The 18,933-nt window shown below is 66.2% G+C and carries 18 protein-coding genes; 12 read left to right on the forward strand and 6 right to left on the reverse strand.

Features of this window, described 5'->3' with window-relative positions; translation table 11 throughout:
* Positions 1–7 precede the first annotated feature (7 nt).
* The 11 genes from cheB to KQH53_14580 all read left to right on the forward strand — a co-directional run bounded on the left by cheB (position 8) and on the right by KQH53_14580 (position 14,004).
* Positions 8–1,102 (forward strand): chemotaxis-specific protein-glutamate methyltransferase CheB, encoded by a 1,095-nt coding sequence (cheB, locus tag KQH53_14530; protein ID MCB2227892.1) that lies wholly within the window; start codon positions 8–10, stop codon positions 1,100–1,102.
* Complete coding sequence (locus tag KQH53_14535; protein MCB2227893.1) at positions 1,099–2,127, forward strand: diguanylate cyclase; 1,029 nt, start codon at positions 1,099–1,101, stop codon at positions 2,125–2,127. The genes cheB and KQH53_14535 overlap by 4 nt, the downstream gene beginning before the upstream one ends.
* Before the next feature lie 12 nt (positions 2,128–2,139).
* Entirely contained in the window at positions 2,140–2,556 is a 417-nt protein-coding gene (locus KQH53_14540) for a response regulator (GenBank protein MCB2227894.1), read from the forward strand.
* A 17-nt stretch (positions 2,557–2,573) separates the two neighbouring features.
* A complete protein-coding gene (locus KQH53_14545; protein MCB2227895.1) occupies positions 2,574–4,958 on the forward strand; it encodes a response regulator in 2,385 nt (794 codons plus the stop codon).
* A 479-nt stretch (positions 4,959–5,437) separates the two neighbouring features.
* Complete coding sequence (locus KQH53_14550; protein MCB2227896.1) at positions 5,438–6,253, forward strand: helix-turn-helix domain-containing protein; 816 nt, start codon at positions 5,438–5,440, stop codon at positions 6,251–6,253.
* A complete protein-coding gene (locus KQH53_14555; GenBank protein MCB2227897.1) occupies positions 6,250–7,776 on the forward strand; it encodes a long-chain fatty acid--CoA ligase in 1,527 nt (508 codons plus the stop codon). Before KQH53_14550 ends, KQH53_14555 begins: the two co-directional genes overlap by 4 nt.
* 91 nt (positions 7,777–7,867) lie before the next feature.
* Positions 7,868–8,845 carry a TAXI family TRAP transporter solute-binding subunit gene (locus KQH53_14560; GenBank protein ID MCB2227898.1) on the forward strand — a complete coding sequence of 326 codons (978 nt, stop codon included), beginning with the start codon at positions 7,868–7,870 and terminating at the stop codon, positions 8,843–8,845.
* 10 nt (positions 8,846–8,855) lie between these two features.
* Entirely contained in the window at positions 8,856–9,416 is a 561-nt protein-coding gene (locus KQH53_14565) for a DUF1850 domain-containing protein (protein ID MCB2227899.1), read from the forward strand.
* A 9-nt stretch (positions 9,417–9,425) separates the two neighbouring features.
* Positions 9,426–11,318 (forward strand): TRAP transporter permease, encoded by a 1,893-nt coding sequence (locus KQH53_14570; GenBank protein MCB2227900.1) that lies wholly within the window; start codon positions 9,426–9,428, stop codon positions 11,316–11,318.
* Between the two features lie 8 nt (positions 11,319–11,326).
* Complete coding sequence (locus tag KQH53_14575) at positions 11,327–12,910, forward strand: AMP-binding protein (protein ID MCB2227901.1); 1,584 nt, start codon at positions 11,327–11,329, stop codon at positions 12,908–12,910.
* The gene (locus KQH53_14580; protein ID MCB2227902.1) at positions 12,907–14,004 is read left to right on the forward strand and encodes a zinc-binding dehydrogenase; all 1,098 of its coding nucleotides are present in this window, start codon (positions 12,907–12,909) and stop codon (positions 14,002–14,004) included. The genes KQH53_14575 and KQH53_14580 overlap by 4 nt, the downstream gene beginning before the upstream one ends.
* Positions 14,005–14,075: 71 nt before the next feature.
* Here the strand turns inward: KQH53_14580 and KQH53_14585 are convergent, their stop codons facing one another.
* Together KQH53_14585 and KQH53_14590 are read right to left on the reverse strand one after the other, a co-directional pair.
* Positions 14,076–15,443 (reverse strand): MmgE/PrpD family protein, encoded by a 1,368-nt coding sequence (locus KQH53_14585; protein ID MCB2227903.1) that lies wholly within the window; start codon positions 15,441–15,443, stop codon positions 14,076–14,078.
* Positions 15,440–16,081, reverse strand: a complete 642-nt coding sequence (locus tag KQH53_14590; protein MCB2227904.1) for a cysteine hydrolase — start codon at positions 16,079–16,081, stop codon at positions 15,440–15,442. Before KQH53_14590 ends, KQH53_14585 begins: the two co-directional genes overlap by 4 nt.
* A gap of 181 nt (positions 16,082–16,262) precedes the next feature.
* Between KQH53_14590 and KQH53_14595 the strand changes: the two genes are divergently transcribed.
* Complete coding sequence (locus KQH53_14595; GenBank protein MCB2227905.1) at positions 16,263–16,595, forward strand: hypothetical protein; 333 nt, start codon at positions 16,263–16,265, stop codon at positions 16,593–16,595.
* 114 nt (positions 16,596–16,709) lie between these two features.
* Here the strand turns inward: KQH53_14595 and KQH53_14600 are convergent, their stop codons facing one another.
* The 4 genes from KQH53_14600 to KQH53_14615 form a co-directional block, all read right to left on the reverse strand.
* The gene (locus KQH53_14600) at positions 16,710–17,045 is read right to left on the reverse strand and encodes a hypothetical protein (protein ID MCB2227906.1); all 336 of its coding nucleotides are present in this window, start codon (positions 17,043–17,045) and stop codon (positions 16,710–16,712) included.
* 113 nt (positions 17,046–17,158) lie between these two features.
* On the reverse strand, positions 17,159–18,397 hold the full coding sequence (locus KQH53_14605) for an LbtU family siderophore porin (GenBank protein MCB2227907.1): 1,239 nt from the start codon (positions 18,395–18,397) through the stop codon (positions 17,159–17,161).
* A gap of 30 nt (positions 18,398–18,427) precedes the next feature.
* Entirely contained in the window at positions 18,428–18,568 is a 141-nt protein-coding gene (locus tag KQH53_14610) for a hypothetical protein (protein ID MCB2227908.1), read from the reverse strand.
* Between the two features lie 190 nt (positions 18,569–18,758).
* Positions 18,759–18,932 (reverse strand): FeoB-associated Cys-rich membrane protein, encoded by a 174-nt coding sequence (locus KQH53_14615; protein ID MCB2227909.1) that lies wholly within the window; start codon positions 18,930–18,932, stop codon positions 18,759–18,761.
* Position 18,933 lies beyond the last annotated feature (1 nt).

Genomic DNA, 18,933 nt, shown 5'->3' on the forward strand with positions numbered 1-18,933 from the left:
AGACGCGATGATCAGGACCCTCATAGTTGACGACTCGGCGACTCAGCGCCAGTTGCTGCGCCGGGTGCTGGCGGAGGACCCGGAGTTCGAGGTGGTGGGCGAGGCGGCCGACGGCCTGGAGGCGCTGCAGATGTGCCTCGGCCTGGAGCCGGACCTGGTGACCATGGACATCCAGATGCCGCGCATGAACGGCTACGAGGCCATCCAGCGCATCATGTCCGAATCGCCCCGGCCCGTGGTGGTGCTCACCAGCTCCATGAGCGACCGGGAGCTGGGCATCAGCTTCAAGGCCCTGGAACACGGCGCCTTGATGGTGCTGGGCAAGCCCACCAGCCTTGCGGACCCCGGCGGGGAGCTGCCGCGCTTGCGGGACCAGCTCAAGGCCATGGCCGAGGTGAAGGTCGTCGGTCGCCGCCGGGATCTGACCAAACCGCGCCCGGCCCCCCCGCCCCCGGTTCCCCGCGCCCCGGCTCAGGCCCGCTCTCCGGTGGAGCTGATCTGCCTGGGCGCCTCCACCGGAGGCCCTCCGGCCCTGCAGGCCATATTGCAGGGGCTCAAGCCGGAAGAGACCCCACCCATCGCGGTGGTGCAGCACATCAACCCCGGCTTCGTGCAAAGCCTGGCCTCCTGGCTGACTGACACCACCGGCTTCCAGGTGAAGCCGGCCTCGGCCGGTGAGCGCCTGCTGCCCGGCACGGCGCTCCTGGCCCCGGAGAACAGGCATATGGCGGTCACCCGGAGCGGGAGGGTCAACCTGGTGGCCGGGGCGACGGTGGACGGCCACTGCCCCTCGGTCACCGCCCTGTTCCGCTCGGCGGCGGCCGCCTACGGCCGGGCGGCGCTGGGGGTCCTACTCACCGGCATGGGCCGCGACGGAGCCCAGGGGCTCTACGAGATGCGCCAGGCCGGAGCCAAAACCATCGCCCAAGACCAGCAAAGCAGCGTGGTCTGGGGCATGCCCGGAGAAGCGGTGGCCCTGGGAGCGGCCATCGACATATTGCCTCTTGCCTCCATGGCCCCGCGCATCAAGGCGCTGTGTTTCCTGGGCAAGAAGGCCACCAATGACAAGAAACTCAATTCACAAGACGGAACGACTCCATGAAGCCTGCGTCCGACAACATCAACCAGCAGCCGGCCGAATGCATCCTGTGCGTGGAGGACAGCCCCACCCAGGCGGCCCAGATCAAGCACATCCTGTCCCAGGAAGGCTATAGGGTGGAGGTGGCGGCGAACGGCTACGAGTCGCTAGCCATGGCCCGAGAGCTCAACCCGGACCTAGTGGTGTTGGACATCATGCTGCCCGACATTGACGGTTACAGCGTATGCCGCAAGCTGCGCTCCCAGTCCACGGCCTACGTGCCGGTGCTGATGCTCAGCGCCCGACAGGAGGTGGAGGATCGCCTGGACGGGCTGGAGGTGGGCGCGGACGACTATCTGCCCAAACCCTTCGACTCCCGCGAGCTGCTGGCCCGGGTGAAATCCCTGCTCCGGATCAAGCGGCTCAACGCCGACCTCAGCGACCGGCTCAGCGAGGCCCAAGAGTCCTTCAACGTGTGGCGCCAGGTGGCGGTCACCGACCACCTCACCGGGCTCTACAATCGCCACTACTTGCAAAAGATGTTGCAGGAGGAGACCTCCGTGGCCGCGCGCTACGGCACCGCCCTGGCCTGCATCATGCTGGACATCGACCACTTCCGCGACTTCAACAACACCCACGGTCATCTGGTGGGCGACGAGGTGCTCAAGGGATTGGCGGATATCCTGGGCAGAAACTCACGGAAATCCGACGTGATCGCCCGCTACGGCGGCGAAGAGTTCGTCTTGCTTTTGCCCATGACCGACCTGGAGGCGGCCGCCCTCAAGGCCCGGCGCCTTTGCGCCGAGGTCTGCGCCACGCCCATGTCCAGCGAGGCGGGCAGTCTGCATGTGACCATAAGCCTGGGGGTGGCCTCGCTGCCCGACGAAGAGATAACCACGCCGCTCAAGCTGATCGCCAAGGCCGACCGGGCCTTGTATCTGGCCAAGGAGCGCGGCCGCAACCGCGTGGTAGTCTTGGGCCCCGGCGACGGCGAACCTCGGGAGTTCCCCTGCGAAGGGGAAGGGGGCGCCTGCGCCCCGGTGGAATGAGAGGAAACCGCCATGATTAAGGTGCTGGTGGTCGATGATTCGCCGACCACCCGGGAGCTGCTGGCCCATATCCTGGACCAGGAACCCGGAATGGAGGTGGTGGGCCGGGCGTCCAACGGGGCCCAGGCCGTGGAGCTGGCGGCCCGGCTAGAGCCCGACGTCATCACCATGGACGTGGTGATGCCCGACATGGACGGAGTGGAGGCGACCAGGCGGATCATGGCCTCCAACCCGGTGCCTATCGTTATGGTCACCGCCCATGCCGGCTCCGGCGAGCCGAAGGTGGCCTTCGAGGCGCTCAAGGCCGGCGCCCTGGAGGTGGTGGCCAAGTCCGGGGGAGCGCCGGACCGCGACCCGGACTGGGAACAGCGCCTGGTGGCCACGGTAAAGGCGATGGCCGGAGTATCGGTAGCGCGTAAATTCGCTTAGGAGTTATGTTGAGTCTTATGGAGGAACCGGTCCGCATACTGGTTGCAGAGGACAGCCCCACCCAGGCCATCAAGCTGGCCATGCTCCTGCAACAGGCAGGCTACCGCCCGGAGGTGGCCGGCAACGGAAAAGAGGCCCTGGCCAAGCTCCGGCGGGAGCCCGCCGCCCTGGTGATAAGCGACGTGATGATGCCGGAGATGACCGGCTACGAGCTCTGCCTGGCCGTAAAGCAGGACCCCGCCCTGGCCTTCACTCCGGTGATACTGCTCACCTCCCTCAACGACACCGAGGACGTGATCCGGGGCCTGGAGCACCAGGCCGACTATTACGTCACCAAGCCCTATGATCAGCAATACCTTCTGAGCAAGGTGGCCGCCATCATTTCCGGCCGGGACAAGGTGGAGGCCGACGGCGACGAGCTGGTGGTCAGCATCGAGGGCCGCCGCCTGCGGGTGTCCGCTAGCCGCCGCCAGATGCTCAACCTGCTCTTGTCCACCTATGAGAACGCGGTGCTGCAAAACCGGGAGTTGAGGCTCACGCGCGACGAGCTGGAGGTGACCAACGCCCGGCTCGCCGACAACCTCAGCGAGCTCGCCGCCTCGGAGTCCCGCTTCCGCAGCCTGGTGCAGACCGTGCCCGACATCGTCTATCGCCTGAACCCCGAGGGCGAGATCACCTTTGTCAACGAGGCCATCGGCCGGCTGGGCTACGCCCCAGGCGAGCTCCTGGGACGTCACTTCAGTTCAATTATCGAGCCCGCCGATGTAGGGGAAGTGAGCCGGGATGAGGTGCTGCCCCGTTTCAGGGGGGTGGCCACCGGGACCCGGAGCGCGCCCAAGCTTTTCGACGAGCGGCGTTCCGGCAAGCGCAAGACCACCGGCCTGGAAGTAAAGTTGCTATGCAAAGACCCGGCGGACACCAAGCCGGGCTTCATCGAGCCTTTAACATCAGACCTACTATACGCCGAGGTAAGCAGCTCGGGCCTTTATCAGGACGAGCCCGACACCTCGGCTCCCTTTTTCATCGGCACGGTGGGGGTCATCCGGGACATCACCAAACGCAAGCGCATGGAAAAGGACCTGGAGCAGGCCAACTTGGAGTTGGAACGCAAGGTGGCCCAGCGCACCAGCAGCCTGGCGGCCAGCAACCAGGCCCTGCAAGAGGAGATAGCCAGCCGCCGCAAGGCCGAGGGTGAGCTGCAACGTTCCTTGCAGGAGATAAAAAAGGCCCAGGCCGAAGCCCGCGAGATGGAATTGCAGCTTCGCCAGGCCCACAAGATGGAGGCGGTGGGCACCCTGGCCGGAGGCATAGCCCACGACTTCAACAATATCCTCTCGGTGGTGATGGGCTACGCCGAGTTGGCCCTGGAAGACGCCAAGCAGGGCCGGGTCAGCCCCAACGAGCTGGAGGAGGTGATCAACTCCGCCAAGCGGGCCAAGGAGCTGATCAAGCAAATCCTGACCTTCAGCCACCGCATGGAGCCGGAGTTCAAGCCCCTGGACATCAACCAGGAGGTGGCGACGGTGGCCAACCTGCTGCGCACCACCTTGCCCAAGATGATCCAGGTCCACTTGTCGCTGTCCGACGAGCTGCCCCTGATCAATGGCGACCCCCATCAGATACAGCAGTTGGTGATGAACCTGGGGACCAACGCGCGCGACGCCATGCCCGAAGGCGGCGAGATGACCCTGGCCACCGCCATCGAGGAGGTCGACGGCCTCACCTGCATGGCTTGCTCCAACAATTTCTCGGGACGCTACCTAACCGTGTCGCTGAGCGACAACGGGACCGGCATTAGCAGCGAGGTGCTGCGCCGGATGTTCGAGCCCTTCTTCACCACCAAGGAGGTGGGCAAAGGCACCGGCCTGGGCTTGTCCACGGTCTTCGGCATAGTCAGCGCCCACGGCGGCCATCTATCTTGCCAAAGCCTGCCCAATCGCGGGTCAGTGTTCACCGCTTACCTGCCCATCGACGAAAACGCTCTGACCACGGCGCCCAACGAGGCGTCCCACAACGAGCACCCCGCGCCCAGCGGAGAAGAAACCGTGCTGCTGGTGGACGACGAAGAGCACCTGCTCAAAATAGGCAAAATCCACCTGAGCAAAGCCGGCTACCGGGTGCTGGCGGCGACCAGCGGGGAGCAGGCCCTGGAAGTTTTCCGGGAACACCAGGATATAATCGACCTGGTCATCCTGGACATGAGCATGCCCGGCATGGGCGGGCCCAAATGCATGGAGGAGCTGCTGGCCCTGGCTCCCCAAGCCAGGGTGATCATCTCCAGCGGCTACTCCCGCGACGGCGACCTGCGCGGAGCCCTGATGGACAAGGCGGCGGGACTGCTGCCCAAGCCGTTCAGCAAACAGGAGCTGCTGCGCGCCGTGCGCATGGCCCTGGACAGCTGAGGCGCCAGCCGCGCCACGGCCGCCCACCCCGTTCAGGAGCGGCGTCCACCATTTCACCACCTCGGCCCGCACCCCCTTGGGCGCATCCTGGGCCGCTTAGCGCAGCACCATGGGCTTGTCGCCCGAGGCCATGGCGAACCCCGTCCCCATGGCCGTCAGGGCCGGCATCGTCACCAAGATGCCATTGCATATAGCCTTCATCGGCAATTCCCTCCCTTTGTTTACAGGTGATGAAACCCGACAGCTCCAGCAGGCGCGGGGCCCCGCGGATGGTCTAGCGGCCAACCCCGGACTGCTGGGCGAGCTGGGCCTCCGGCGGGAGGCGGCCATACTATTTATAATTATTTCATACGTTTACTTCTGATAAAATCGGAGCGGCCAACTATAGTCCAGTAAGCACGGTGGCAAATAGGGGGCTTGACACCGAAGCTCGCGATAAAATATGCTATTTTCGTTACCTATTAACGGAGTGCGTTAATTTGACGAGAAGCCAACGGCATTTCGTGCAGTCCCTGGCCAAAGGGCTCAAGGTCCTTCAGGTATTCTCCGCCGAGCACCCCAACCTCACCCTAACTCAACTAGCTGAACGCACTGGCTTTACCATCATGGCCGTGCAGCGCTACACCGACACGCTCATGGAGCTGGGCTTCCTGAAGCGCAACCGGCACCGCGAGTTTTTCCTGGGGCCCGAGGTTCTCACCTTGGGCTTCGCCTTTCTGAACCGCACTCAGCTAAAAAAAATCGCGGAGCAGTACATCTCGGAGTTTTCCGACCGGGTGAAGCGCACCTTGAACATGGCCATCCTGGACAAGGCCGAGGTGATCTTCATCTACCGCAAGGAAGTGCACCGCTTTCTTTCCTATGACCTGCACGCCGGCTCCAAGCTGCCGGCCCACTGCACCGGCTCGGGCAAGTGCCTCCTGGCCGGGCTGGACGACGCCAGCCTCAAGAGCCTGCTGCGCACCACCAAGTTGCAGCGGGTTACCGCCCACACCATCGTGGACCCGGACGAACTCTGGCAAGACCTGATGGCCACCCGTGAGCGCGGCTACAGCATCTCCGACCGCGAGTGGATCCTGGACCTTTATTCCCTGGGCGTGCCGGTGCTCACCCAGGAGGGCAAGATGGAGGCCGCGGTCAACCTGTCGCTGTCCATGGAAGAGGCCAAGGGAGAGCATCTCAAAGACATGCTGGACCAGTTCATCGAGCTGGGCAGCTCCCTGTCGGCGGCCATGGGCTACCAAGGCCCTTACCCGGTCATACCGATCGGCTCGACATCGAAAGACTCGCGATGAACATCGGCAACCTGTTGATCAACTCGGCCGGCAAGTTCCCCGGCGCCATCGCCGTGGCCAGCGGCGAAACCCGGCTGAGCTTCGCGGAGCTGGAAGCGCGCACCCGCGCCCTGGCCGGAGCCCTCATCGCCCAGGGCCTGCGCCCCGGCGACCCGGTGGCCATGCTCTTTTACAACGGCATCCCCATGGTGGAGTGCTACCTGGCCGTGATCCGGGCCGGGCTGGTGGCGGTGCCCATCAACTTCCGCCTGGCCCCGCGCGAGATGGCCTTCATGTTGGCCGACTCCGGGGCCAAGGCCCTGTTCTACGACCCCGAATTCGACGAGGCCATCGCGGGGATCAGCGGCAGCCTGGAAGAGCTGAAGCTCTATATCTCCCCGGAGCCCGGCCCCAGCGGCCTGGCCCAAGACTACGAGGCCTTCGTGGCCTCGGCCCCGTCCACCCGGCTGGCTCCCGGACCGGGCGACGACCACCCCTGCCAGATCATGTACACCTCCGGCACCACCGGGCGGCCCAAGGGCGCGGTGATCACCCACCGCAACGTGCTGTGGAACCTGTTCAACACCATGCACGGCCGCGAGGACCGGGCGGGCCAGGTGTCCATCGTGGTGGGCCCGCTCTACCACACCGCCGCCCTGAACAACCACCTGACCATACAGCTGGCCCTGGGGGGCACCTGCCTGCTGGTGAAAAGCTTCGACGCCGAGGGGCTTCTGGCCCTTATCGCCCGGGAAAAGGCCACCACCATCTCCGGCTCCCCGGCCATGTACAACCTGCTCATGCAGCACCCGGCCGCCGGAAGCTTCGACACCCGGAGCATCACCAAGTGCACCGCCGGGGCCGACAAGCTGGCCATGGAGACCAAGCGCAAGCTGATGCGCTTTTTCCCCAACATCGAGGGCGTGTACGACGTTTACGGCTGCACCGAGGCCTCACCTTGCGTCACCATCCTGAGCGCGCGCGATTCCTTGCGCAAGGACGGCTCGGTGGGCCCCGCCCTGCCCTATCTCCAGGCCCGGGTGCTGGGCGAAGGCGGCGAGGTGCTGGGCCCGGACCAGGTGGGCGAGCTGGCCTGCCTGGGGCCCAACGTGATGCAGGGCTACCACAACAACCCCGATGCCAGCGCCGAGGCCATCGTGGACGGCTGGCTGCAAACCGGCGACCTGGCCCGCATGGACGACGAGGGTTTCTTCTACATCGTGGACCGCAAGAAGGACCTGATCGTCAGCGGCGGGGAGAACATCTACCCCCGCGAGCTGGAAGAGGTGCTCTACACCCACCCCGAGATCGCCGACGCCGCCGTGGTGGGCCTGGCCGACGAGCTCTGGGGAGAGAGCGTGTGCGCCTTCGTGGCCAAGAAGCCGGGCAGCGGCCTGGGCGAGGGCGAGGTGGTGGAGTTCTGCAAGGCCAACCTGGCCTCCTACAAGAAACCCAAGCGAGTCATTTTCCTGGAGCAGATTCCGCGCAACCCCTCGGGCAAGGCGCTCAAGGCGGATCTGCGCCGGGAATGGGAGAAGCGATAGAGAGAACCGCCCCCGGCGCCGTATGCGGTAACTTCGGCGCCGGGATGTCTAAAGAACGCTACGGAATCATTTAAGGGAGGAGTTGGATTCCATGAAAGCAATCAAACAAAGCAAAGGTATCTTGGCCCTGTTCTTGGCCTTGGCCCTGACCTTCGGCCTGGCCCTGGGGGCCACCGCGGCCGATCAGCGCCTGTCCATCGGCACCGCCAGCACCGGCGGCAGCTGGTATCCCCTGGGCGGCGGCGTGGCCAACATGATCAACAAGTACATCAAGGGCTACTACGCCTCGGCCCACCCCTCGGGTGCTTCCATCGAGAACATCCGGGCGGTCATGAAGGGCATCGACGCCCTGGCCCTGTCCATGCCCGACGCGGCCCTGTACGCCTACGAGGGCAAGGGCGCCTTCGAGGGCAAGCCCCAGAAGAAGCTGCGCGGCCTGTTCTCCACCTACCCGGTGGACATCCAGTTCTACGTGCTGGCCTCCTCGCCGGTTAAGACCATCGCCGACATCAAGGGCAAGAACCTCAAGGTGGCCGTGGGCGCCCCGGGCAGCGGGACCGAGAAGATGGCCCAGTATGTGCTCAAGGTCTACGGCATCACCTACGACGACATCGACGAGCAGTTCCTGAGCGCCACCGAGACCACCGCCGCCATGAAGGACGGCAACATCGACGTGGGCATCGTGACCCTGGGCACCCCGGCCCCCACCCTGATGGACCTGGCCACCCAGCGCGAGATCCGCTTCCTGGACATCGAGCCCGAAGTGGCCCAGAAGATCAACAAGGACTTCCCGGCCTACTTCCCCCGCACCATCCCCGCGGGCACCTACAAAGGCATGACCAAGCCGCACCACACCCTGGCCTGGATGGGCCTGTTCGTGGTCAACGCCGATATGTCCGACAAGCTGGCCTATGACATCTGCAAGGCCGTGTTCGACCACAAGGCCGAGCTGGACAAGATCCACAAGAAGTTCCTGCTGATCAACCTGGAAAGCGCCACCAGCGGCATGTCCGTGCCTCTGCATCCGGGCGCGATCAAGTTCTTCAAGGAGCGCGGCATCCTGAAGTAGGGACCGGCAGTTGCTTCTCGGGAAAGCCAAGACCGAACCGGAGCGCCCGCCTCGGCCCTGGGCCGGGGCGGCGCGCTCCCTCGCCAGGCGGCTGGCCTGCCTGGCCGGCGCGGCTCTGCTGGTTCTGCTCTGCGCCGCCCCCTCGCCGGGGGCCATGCTCAGCCTAAACCTGGTGGAGACCGACACCGGCCGGGTGGCCATGAGCCTGCCCATCAAGCCGGGCGAGGAATTCACGGTGTGGTTTCTCCACTCCTATGACCGGGCCTTTTTCGCGGAGCACTACCAGGCCCTGGCCCCGGGACGCATCCTGCTGACCCACATGACCTTCAAGTCCAATCTCAACGGCGAGGGCTTCGAGTACCACGACTTTCACTTGCGCCCGGACGGGGTGGGCGAGCTCAGGAACATCAACGAGCCGCGCGGCGAGGTCCATTTCATGGTGGGATCACCGGACATGGCCAACCACACCCTCATTTTCAGGGGCAAGCGCATCCCTCTGTTGAACTACGTGGCCCCTAGGACCCTGGTCAGTTTTCGCATCGGACAAGCGGCACGCCAAGACAAGGATTAGGTGAACCTAATGCCCAGCAAGGACTCCAAAAGCATCACCGCCTGGGCCATCACCGTGGTGGCCTTGGGCATGAGTGCTTTTCAGATATACACCGCCCAATTCGGCCTCTATTCGGCCATGGTGCAAAGACCCATCCACCTGCTTTTTGCCTGCGCCCTGGTTCTGCTGATCTTCCCCGTGGCGCGCAGCATGTCCACCGAGTCCTATCCCCTGTACATGCGCGTGTGGGACTGGATACTCATCGCCGCCTCGGCGGCGGCCCTATTGCACATCGTGTCCACCTACAAGGAGTTGGTCTCCCGGGGCGGCGCGGCCACGGAGACCGACCTGTGGCTGGGCGGCATGCTCATCCTCCTGGTCTTGGAGACCACCCGCCGGGTCATGGGGCCCTCGCTGCCCATAATCACCCTGGTGGCCATCGCCTACACCCTGCTGGGCCATCTCATCCCCGGGCTGTGGGGCCACCGGCTCATCGACCTGGAGCAGCTGATCAGCTACCAGTACCTGACCACCGAGGGTCTGTTCACCATCCCCCTGGGGGTCTCGGCCAGCTTCATCTTCATCTTCATTCTCTTCGGGGCCTTCCTGGTGGCCTCGGGCACCGGCGAGTTTTTCATACAGTTCGCCAACGCCCTGGCCGGCCACTTGCGCGGCGGCCCGGCCAAGGTGGCCGTGCTTAGCAGCGCCACCTTCGGCTCCATCTCCGGATCGGCGGTGGCCAACGTGGTCAGTACGGGATCATTCACCATCCCCCTGATGAAGAAGATCGGCTACCGCCCGGTGTTCGCCGGGGCCATCGAATCGGTGGCCTCCACCGGAGGGCAGTTCATGCCCCCGGTGATGGGCGCGGCCGCCTTCATCATCGCCGACATGCTGGGGGTCAGCTACCTGGAGGTGTGCAAGGCGGCCCTGATCCCCTCGGTGCTCTATTTCTTCGCCTTGATCTACATGGTGCACCTGGAGGCCCAGCGCCGCGACCTCAGGGGCCTGAACCGCTCCGAGCTGCCCAACCTGTGGAAGACGGTGAAAGGGGGCGGCCATTTGCTGCTGCCCGCGGTGCTCCTGGTCATCCTGTTGGTGCAGGGCTACTCGCCCATGAAGGCCGGCCTCTGGGCCCTGGTGGCGGTTGTCGTGGTCAGCTTGTTTAAAAAGGAGACCCGCATGGGTCCCCGGGCCATCCTCACCGCCCTGGAAAAGGGCGCCAAGGGATGCCTGGAAGTGGCCCTGGCCTGCGCCTGCGCGGGCATCGTCATCGGCTGCGTCACCCAGTCCGGCCTGGGGCTCAAGTTTTCCAGCCTGGTCATCCAGGCCTCGGGCGGCAGCCTGATCCTCTCCCTGGTCTTCGTGATGATCGCCTCGCTGGTGCTGGGCATGGGGCTCACCACCTCGGCGGCCTACATCCTGACCATCATCCTGGCCGGGCCGGTGCTGGTGGACCTGGGAGTGGCCCCGCTGGCCGCCCACATGTTCGTGTTCTACTACGCCTGCCTCTCCTGCATCACCCCGCCGGTGGCCCTGGCCGCCTTCGCGGGCGCGGGCATCGCGGGCTCCAAGCCCTTCCCCACCGGCTTCGAGTCCATGCGCCTGGCCATCATCGCCTATTTGGTGCCCTTCATCTTCGTGTATCACCCGGTGCTGATCTGGCAGGGCTCCTGGTGGGCCATCGCCCTGTCCTTTGTCACCGCCACCCTGGGCTGCATGGCCATCGGCTCGGCCCTGATGGGCTTCATGAAGTTCCGCATCAACTTGCTGCTGCGCCTATTGCTGCTGGTCGCGGCCCTGGGCCTGATCATGCCCGGGCTGCAGACCGACCTGCTGGGCGGGGCCCTGTTGGCGGCGGTTTATTTGTTCACCTGCTTCCGCGCGCGCAAGATGGAGCCTGAGCCGGCGGTGGGGTCCTAGAGGTCGTAATGCAAAACCTACGCGAGCTGATAGAGGCCCGGTCCGCCGAGCTGGGGCCCAAGCAGTATCTGATTTTCGGCGATCGCTCCTACACCTTTGAGCAGATGAACCAGAAGGTGGACCAGATGGCCGCCGGCCTGGCCGGCCTGGGCCTGGGCCCGGGCGACAAGGCGGCCATGCTGGTGAACAACTCCCCGGAGTTCATCTGGCTGTGGTGGGCCATCCTCAAACTGGGCGCGGTGATGGTGCCGGTGAACCTGCGCCTCACCGCCGGGGAGGCGGCCTACATCATCAACCACTCCGAGGCCAAGGCGGTGCTCCTGGGTGACCAGTCCCTGCCCCTGCTCCCCGAGCTCCGGGCCGAGTGCGAGGCCGTGGCCTCCTGGCTGGGCGTGGGCCTGGAGCCCGGCGCGGGGCTGCCCGGGGTGGAGGCGTTTCTGGAGGGGCCCGCCGCGCCGCCCGCCCCGGCGGCCCTGGGCCTGGACGACCCGGCGGCCATTCTATACACCAGCGGGACCACCGGCTTCCCCAAGGGCGTGATCCACACCCACGGCAACTACCTGCGCACCGCGGCCTCCTTTGCCCGCACCTGCGGGCTCGAAGCCAGCGACCGCCTGATGACCGCCAACCCCCTGTTCCACGTCAACGCCCAGTTCTACTCCTGCATGGGCACCCTCTGGGCCGGAGCCACCTTTGTCTTGGCTGAGAAGTTCAGCGCCTCGCGCTGGTGGGGCTGGACCCGCGAGCACCGGGTGAACAAGGCGGTTATGCTCCTGCCCCTGACCACCATTCTCTTCAACGCCCCGCCCCGGGACGACGACGCGGACAACCCGGTGGAGCTGGTGGTGGCCGGCGGTGCGCCCAAGGGCCGCTACGCCGAGTTCGAGAGCCGCTTCGGGGTGAAGCTGCAAACCCTCTACAGCCTCACCGAGGCGCCCCTGGCCCTGATGGGCAAGCTCGACGAGCCGGTGCGCGACAGCTCGGTGGGGGTGCCCATGGTGCCGGACTGGCCCGGCCTGAGCAACGAGGTGGCCATCTTCGGCGAGCAGGACCAGCCCCTGCCACCGGGCGAGGCCGGCCAGATCGTGCTGCGCAGCCAGGGCCTGCTCAAGGAGTATTTGCGCGACCCCCAGGCCACGGCCGAGGCCCTGGCCGGCGGCTGGCTGCACACCGGCGACCGGGGCCGCATGGATGACGACGGCTGGGTCTATTTCCTGGGCCGGGGCAAGGACGTGATCCGCAAGAAGGGCGAGAACGTCGCCGCCGTGGAGGTGGAGAACGCCCTGGCCGCCAGCGAGCTGGTGGTGGAAGCGGCCGTGCTGGGGGTCATGCCCCCGGACGCGGTGGGCGAGGAGGAGATCATGGCCTTCGTGGTGCGCGCCCCCGGCGCGGCGCCCGGCTGGGAAGCGCTGATCGAGCATTGCGCCCAGCGCCTGGCCGACTTCAAGGTGCCCCGCTTCTGGCTGGCCGTGGATGAGCTGCCCAAGAACGCCATGAACCGAGTGGTGAAAAACAGGCTGCGCCAGCGCGAGGACCTGGAGAATACTCCCGGAACCTTCGACCGGCAGAGCGGCGAGGAGGCAAAATCATGAAAACCCGCGCCATGGTGGCCACCGCCCCCGGCGAGCTGGAGATGCGCGAGTTCCCCCTGCCCGAGATCGGCGAGGAGGACGGCATCCTCAAGATAGACCTGGTGGGGGTGTGCGGCTCGGACCCCGGCATCTTCAAGGGCAAGTCGGCCCGGGGGGCCCGGCCCTATCCCATCATCCTGGGCCACGAGATCGTGGGCCGGGTATACCGTATGGGCGAGGCGGCCCAGAAACGCCACGGCGTCAAGGAAGGTGACCGGGTCATCGTGGAGTACGCCTTTGGCTGCGGCAAGTGCCGCCCCTGCATCGAGGGCCGCTACACCCTGTGCAGCAACTTCTACAACTACGGCTCCATGATCTCCTGCGCCGAACCGCCGCACCTGTTCGGGGCCTATGCCGACTACCTTTACATCCACCCCCGCTCCATGCTGCACAAGATCGGCGACGAGATCTCCGACGAGGCGGCGGTGCTCACCTGCGCGGTGCTGGGCAACGGGGTGCGCTGGCTGCACCAGATCGGCGGGGTGGGCATCGGCCAGGCGGTGGCCATCGTGGGGCCGGGCCAGCAGGGTATGGCCGGGGTGGCCGTGGCCAAGGAGGCCGGGGCCGGGCCCATCATGGTGGTGGGCCTGGAGCGCGACGCCCCCCGCCTGGAGATGGCCAAACGCTTCGGCGCGGATGTGGTGATCAACGCGGAGCGCGAGGACCCGGTGGAGGCGGTGAGCCGGGCCACCGGCGGGGACATGGCGAGCCTCACCATGGACGTGACCGGCCACCCCAGCGGCGCGCGCCTGGCCCTGGACCTGGCCGGCCTGGGGGCCACGGTGATCCTGCCCGGCATCTACGGGGCCGGGGTGGATGTGCCCCTGCCCCTGGACAAGGTGGTGTTCAAGGAGATCACCCTCAAGGGCGTCTTCTCCCACGACTACCCGGCGGTGGAGCCGGCCATCAAGGTGGCCGCCTCGGGCCGCTATCCCCTGGAGGACATGGTGACCCACCGTTTGCCCCTGGAGCAGGCGCGCCACGCCCTGGCCCTGGTGGGCGGAGAGGTGCCCGGCGAAACGGTGATGAAGGTGGTCCTGGACCCGGCGCTCTAGAACAGACGGCCGAGAATAACCCGCGATCCAAGGGGTCGGCCGGAACCGGCCGGCCCCTTTGCTTTGCCCGGCTAGATCAGGCGGCGCTTGAGGGGCGAGGTCAGCCAGGCCAGGCCCTTCTGTTCCTCCAGCTTCCACACCCCCGCGATCACCGCGTCCACCTCGGCCTTGTCCTCGGCAAAGAAGAAGTAGGCGCGCAGCTTGTCCTCCAACTCGGCGTCGGGCAAGGGATCGTTGGGGTCTCCTTTGGGGTAGTCCCGCGCGGCTTGCAAGGTCGAACCGTCGGCCAGGGTCACCGTTATCTCGCAGCGGGCCTTGGCCGGGTAGGCCTGGGTGAGGGCCGGGTCCTCGCTCACCGCCACCTTGGGCAGCAGGGCTTGCAGCTCCGGGTCCGTGGAGCGCGCCTGGTCGAAGTCCTCGTAGGCGATGGGCTTGAGCAGGGCGGTGGCCACGCAGTAGGGGATGGAATGGGTGCGCCCGGCCCGGCTCTCCGGGTGCAGGGCCGCCGCGGTGCCCCCGTTGCGCAAGGCCACCTGATATGTCTTTACCTCCACCGCCTGGATGGCCGCGGGGTCCTTGATTCGGGGGGCCAAATCCAGGGCCACGTCGATGGGCGTCTGGCAGAAGACCAGGGCGGGCCAGCGCTTGAACACGATCAGGCCCAGATCGGGCGGCGGGTCGAAGACCGCCGCCGCGTGGGGGAAGAACTGGTTCACCCCCGCCGCGCCCTCGTATATCTGGCTGGGGGCCTGGAAGCCGGCCAGGGCCAGGCGCGCCGCCTGCAAGGCGCGCAAGGCGCAGGAGGCGTAGGTGCAGTGCTTCCAATCGGTCACCTGGCCCACGGCGGCCTGGTTGATATCCAGGCCGAACATGCCCGCGATGCGCTGCACCAGCACCAGCTGCTCTTGGCTGAGCCCCAGGGCCTTGCCGATGGTCAGGGCGGTGTAAAAGGTGGCCGCCGCGTCGTGGTCGTATTTGGCGGGCTCGGGGTTGTAATAGGTGGCAAAGGCCGCGGCCAGGTAAAAGGCGGTGTACACCGTGGTCAGGAAGTCCCGGCCGTTCATCTTCAGCCAGTCGGCCAGGGTGAGGGCCAGGGCCAGGTTGTCCGAGGGGTGCACCCCGCCCATGCCGTTGGGTGCCAGGTAGGTGTTGAGCAGGTCGCTGCGCCGGGCCAGGATGGCGTTCATGAACACCGCGTCCATGAAGCCACCCTTGCGGTTGATGCCCCACACCTCCAGGTCCGCGCCCGAGGCCGGGGCGGCCACCAGGCGGTCGAAGTTGGCCAGCATGCCCCGGTCCTTGAGCGAGCCGCAGATGCCCGCGTAGGAGTCCAGGATGCTGCGCTTGACTAGGTGGAGCAGCTCGGGGCTCATGCTCTCGTAGGTCAGCTCCAGGGCCCGCTGGGCGATGGCCTCTTCCATGCTTGGCTTGGCGCTCATGCCTCACCTCCGCCCAGCGCGGCGGCCACGTCCTCGGCCTGGCGCACGTCGCCGAAAAAGAGCCGCGTGTTGTTGATGGTGTTTTGCACCGCCGCTTGGTCTGGCCCGGTGGTGCCGTCGGCGATGAGGATCACCTCGTAGTCCAGCTGCATGGCGTCGCGCAGGGTGGACTCCACGCACACGTTGGCCGCCACGCCGGTGATTAAAAGCTGGTTCCGGCCCAGCTCAACCAGTTTGCTTCGCAGCTCGGGCGGGTCGGAGAGGAAGGCGCTGTAGCGGTTTTTGCATACGAAGTGGTCCTGGGCCGGGTCGGTTTGCATGGCCGGGAAGAGCTCGCCGCTTTGGGAGCCGCGCGCCACGTTGGCCAGGCCCTGGGGAGAGTGGAAGAGCCCGTACATCCCGCCGTCGTCTTGGCCGCCGGATTCCTCCAGGGCGTGGCGCACCCAAATCACCGGTACGCCGCTCTCCCGGCAGGCTCCGGCCAGGGCGTTGATGCGCCCCACTACCCCCTCCAGGCCGGGCAGGGGCGAGCCGCCGGGCGGGGCGCAGGCAAAGTTCTGCATGTCGATGACCACCAGGGCGGCCTTGGCGCGGTCAGGGGGGAACAGGACCTCCGGGCGCTGCCAGGGGGTGGGCATGATCGTCCTCCTGTCATGCGGGCTACGGCGGAAAACAGGGCGCGGGGCCGCGCCCCGCCCAAGGCCATTTTAGGGAGTTACGATTTCCCGGTCAACGTGGGATGTTTCTCCGCCCGGACGGCCACGGCTCCGCGCCGCCTCTGCTAAGATACGGCTAGACCTATTTCAGGGGAGCGATGCCATGTCCAAGAAAATGATCTTCGCGTTGACGCTGCTTACCATGCTGGCCGGTTTCATCGGTGGCACCCTGGGTAGCCAACTGGTGCAGGCCAAGAGCACGGTGCAGCGGGTGGTTCAGACCCAGGCGATTCACCTTAAGGACAAGCAAGGCGTCACCCGGGCCAGCATCGACCTGTCCAGCAAGGGGGACATTTACTTCGCCCTGTACGACCCCAAGGGCAAGGCCACCGAATCCATGCTCATCACTCCCGGCATGATCCGGGCATCGCGCAAGACCGCGGCCACGGTGGCCAAGCTGGAGCGCATGTTCTCCAGCATCATGCCGGGCAAGTAGCTCCCCGCCGCCCCAAAAATAAAGAGGGGCCGCGCGCGAGGCGCAACCCCTCTGGCGTCACGAGGGGCAAGGTCCGGTTAGTCTCGTCCCCTGCACCGGTGCCGGGCCCAGCCCCTAGGGACACTGATAGGCCTTGCCCAAGGCCACGGCCCGCCGGTTGCCCTGATAGCCTTCCAGCACCGCGTCGGTGGCGCCCATGTCCCCGGCCCGTTGCAACATGTCGTCGCGCGCGGTGAGCCGGGCCAGGGGCACGTTGCCCGATTTGGTGGGCTCGGCATAGCCCCGCACCTCGCCCAAATAGCGGCACTTGCCCACCTCGCCGGTTTGGGCCAGGCGGGCGGTGGGGGGCAGCTCCTTGCTAAAGAGCTTGCTGGTGGTGCCTTTGGCGCAGCCGGCCAGGGCCAGCAGAGCCGCCCCCAGCAACAATGCCCAGGCCATTTTCTTTTCCATCGCTTCAATCCTTCCATGGCGCCAGTCCCTGGGGGCATGGTCGCACAAATTTTCCGAGTGGCCAACGGCCAGGGCCGGGGAGGGATGGCCCCGGCCGTTGGCGGTCCGCTTGCCTAGAAGGCCACCGCCAGTTGGGTGGTCACCAGGGTCCGCTCGTCTTCGTTGGCGTAGTTGCCGCGCAACAGCTCCAGGCTGATAGTGGTGTCGGGCAGGAAGTCCCAAGCCACGGCGAAGCCGTACTGCTGCTCGGGCTGGAAGTCGCCCAAATCGCCGCCGCCTTCGTAGCGCACCGCGAAGGTCCAGTCCTCGATGGGCAGCAGGGCCAGCTCCAGGTTGTAGGCGTAGGGCTTGGCCTTGCCCGAGGCGAAGGACAGCTCGCCGGCCGAGAAGTCGTCCAAGGCGGTGATGTACTCGGCGTTGAACACGGCCCACTTGTACTGGGCGTTGAGCATCAGGCTAAGGCCGCCCACCAGGTCTTGCAGGGACTCGTCAGGCACCTCGTCGGCCAAATTGCCCGCCGCGATGTTGTTGGTGTAGGCCGCGCCGAAGTTCAGGTCCACGCCGTCGCCCAGGGCGCCCTCGGGCGCGTCGAACTGGGCCCGCACGTAGAAGGTGTTCAGGTTGTTGTCCGGCGCGTCGCTGGTCTGGTGCAGGCCGGAGTTGTATACGCCCGCGCCCACGTTGAACCAGTTCTGGGCCCAACCGATCTCGGCCGCCGTGGCCTGGACCTCGAACACGTTCTGGGTGATGGGGTCACTTACCATGTAGGTCTCGAACAGGCCGACGGCCGGGTAGATCAGGCCGCCCAGGAAGTAGAAGGGCATGTCCTCGGTCTGGCCCACCAGGATGAAGGCCTCGTCCACGTTGAAGGGGTCGCCCTCGTTCTCGTAAAGCAGGTGCAGCAGGCCCTTCACGTACTTGTTGATGGTGGCCTCGAAGAATATCTCGGCCGTGGCCACGCTGAAGTCGCTCTCGGTCCTGCTCTGGCCATTATTGGGCTCGTAGTTCTGGTAGGAGCCTTCCAGCTCCACCGCGCCGTAGACCTTGAGGCGCTTGCCCGCCTCGGTGAGCAGGCCCTGGGGCTGGCGGTCGGTGGTCTTGGACAACTGCTGGCTCATTTTCAGGGAGTTGGCCGAGGTCTTGCGTGCCTCCATGGCCGCGTCCTGGGCGGTCTTGGCCGACTTTTGGGCCTCGGCCAGCTTGTCTTCCAGATAGGTCACCCGGTTTTGCAGGGCCTCCAGTTTTTTAAGGATCGCCTCCTGGGTGGGGTCAATGGCGGCCAGGCCCGGGGCCGGGGCCAGCAAAAGCGCCCCCAAAGCCAAAAGGGCCCCCATGCGTACCATGCTTCTCATTGTGGTTCCTTTCCTGTGGTTGGGTTGGTTTCAGGCGCCGGTGTCGCCGTCCTCGGAGGCGCGCTTTTGGCGGCAGGTGCAGTTCGCGCAGTCGCCCGCGCAGCCGCAATGGCCCTGGGCGTGGCCGTGTCCCGGGGGCAGGTTGGTTTGTGTTTGGCTGTTTTTAGGCACAGAGCTCTCCTTTCCCGGCGCGGGGCCGGGCGAAATATCGCCAGTCTGTATGGCTAGTTAGCTAGTTTTTAGCGGGTCGGGGCCGCCAGGGCGCGGCGCGGGCCCTGCCGCGGGAAGACCCAGCGGCGCTGGCGGCCGGCAACCCGGTTGGGGGCCACCCCCACCTCGAAGGCGCATGGTCCGTGCATGATCATTCCTCCTTGCACAGGGGATGAATGGATTCCTGGAGACCGCCCGGGCAGCCGCCGCAGGAGCCGCCGCAGCCGCATCCCGTCTCGGGCCGCCGGGCGGCGCGCCACCAGCGGCGCGCCAGCCAGGCGGCAGCCAGGGCCACCAGGGCCAGAACGATGATCAACTGATCCATG

It is taken from the genome of Desulfarculaceae bacterium (assembly GCA_020444545.1).
GTDB lineage: Bacteria > Desulfobacterota > Desulfarculia > Desulfarculales > Desulfarculaceae > Desulfoferula.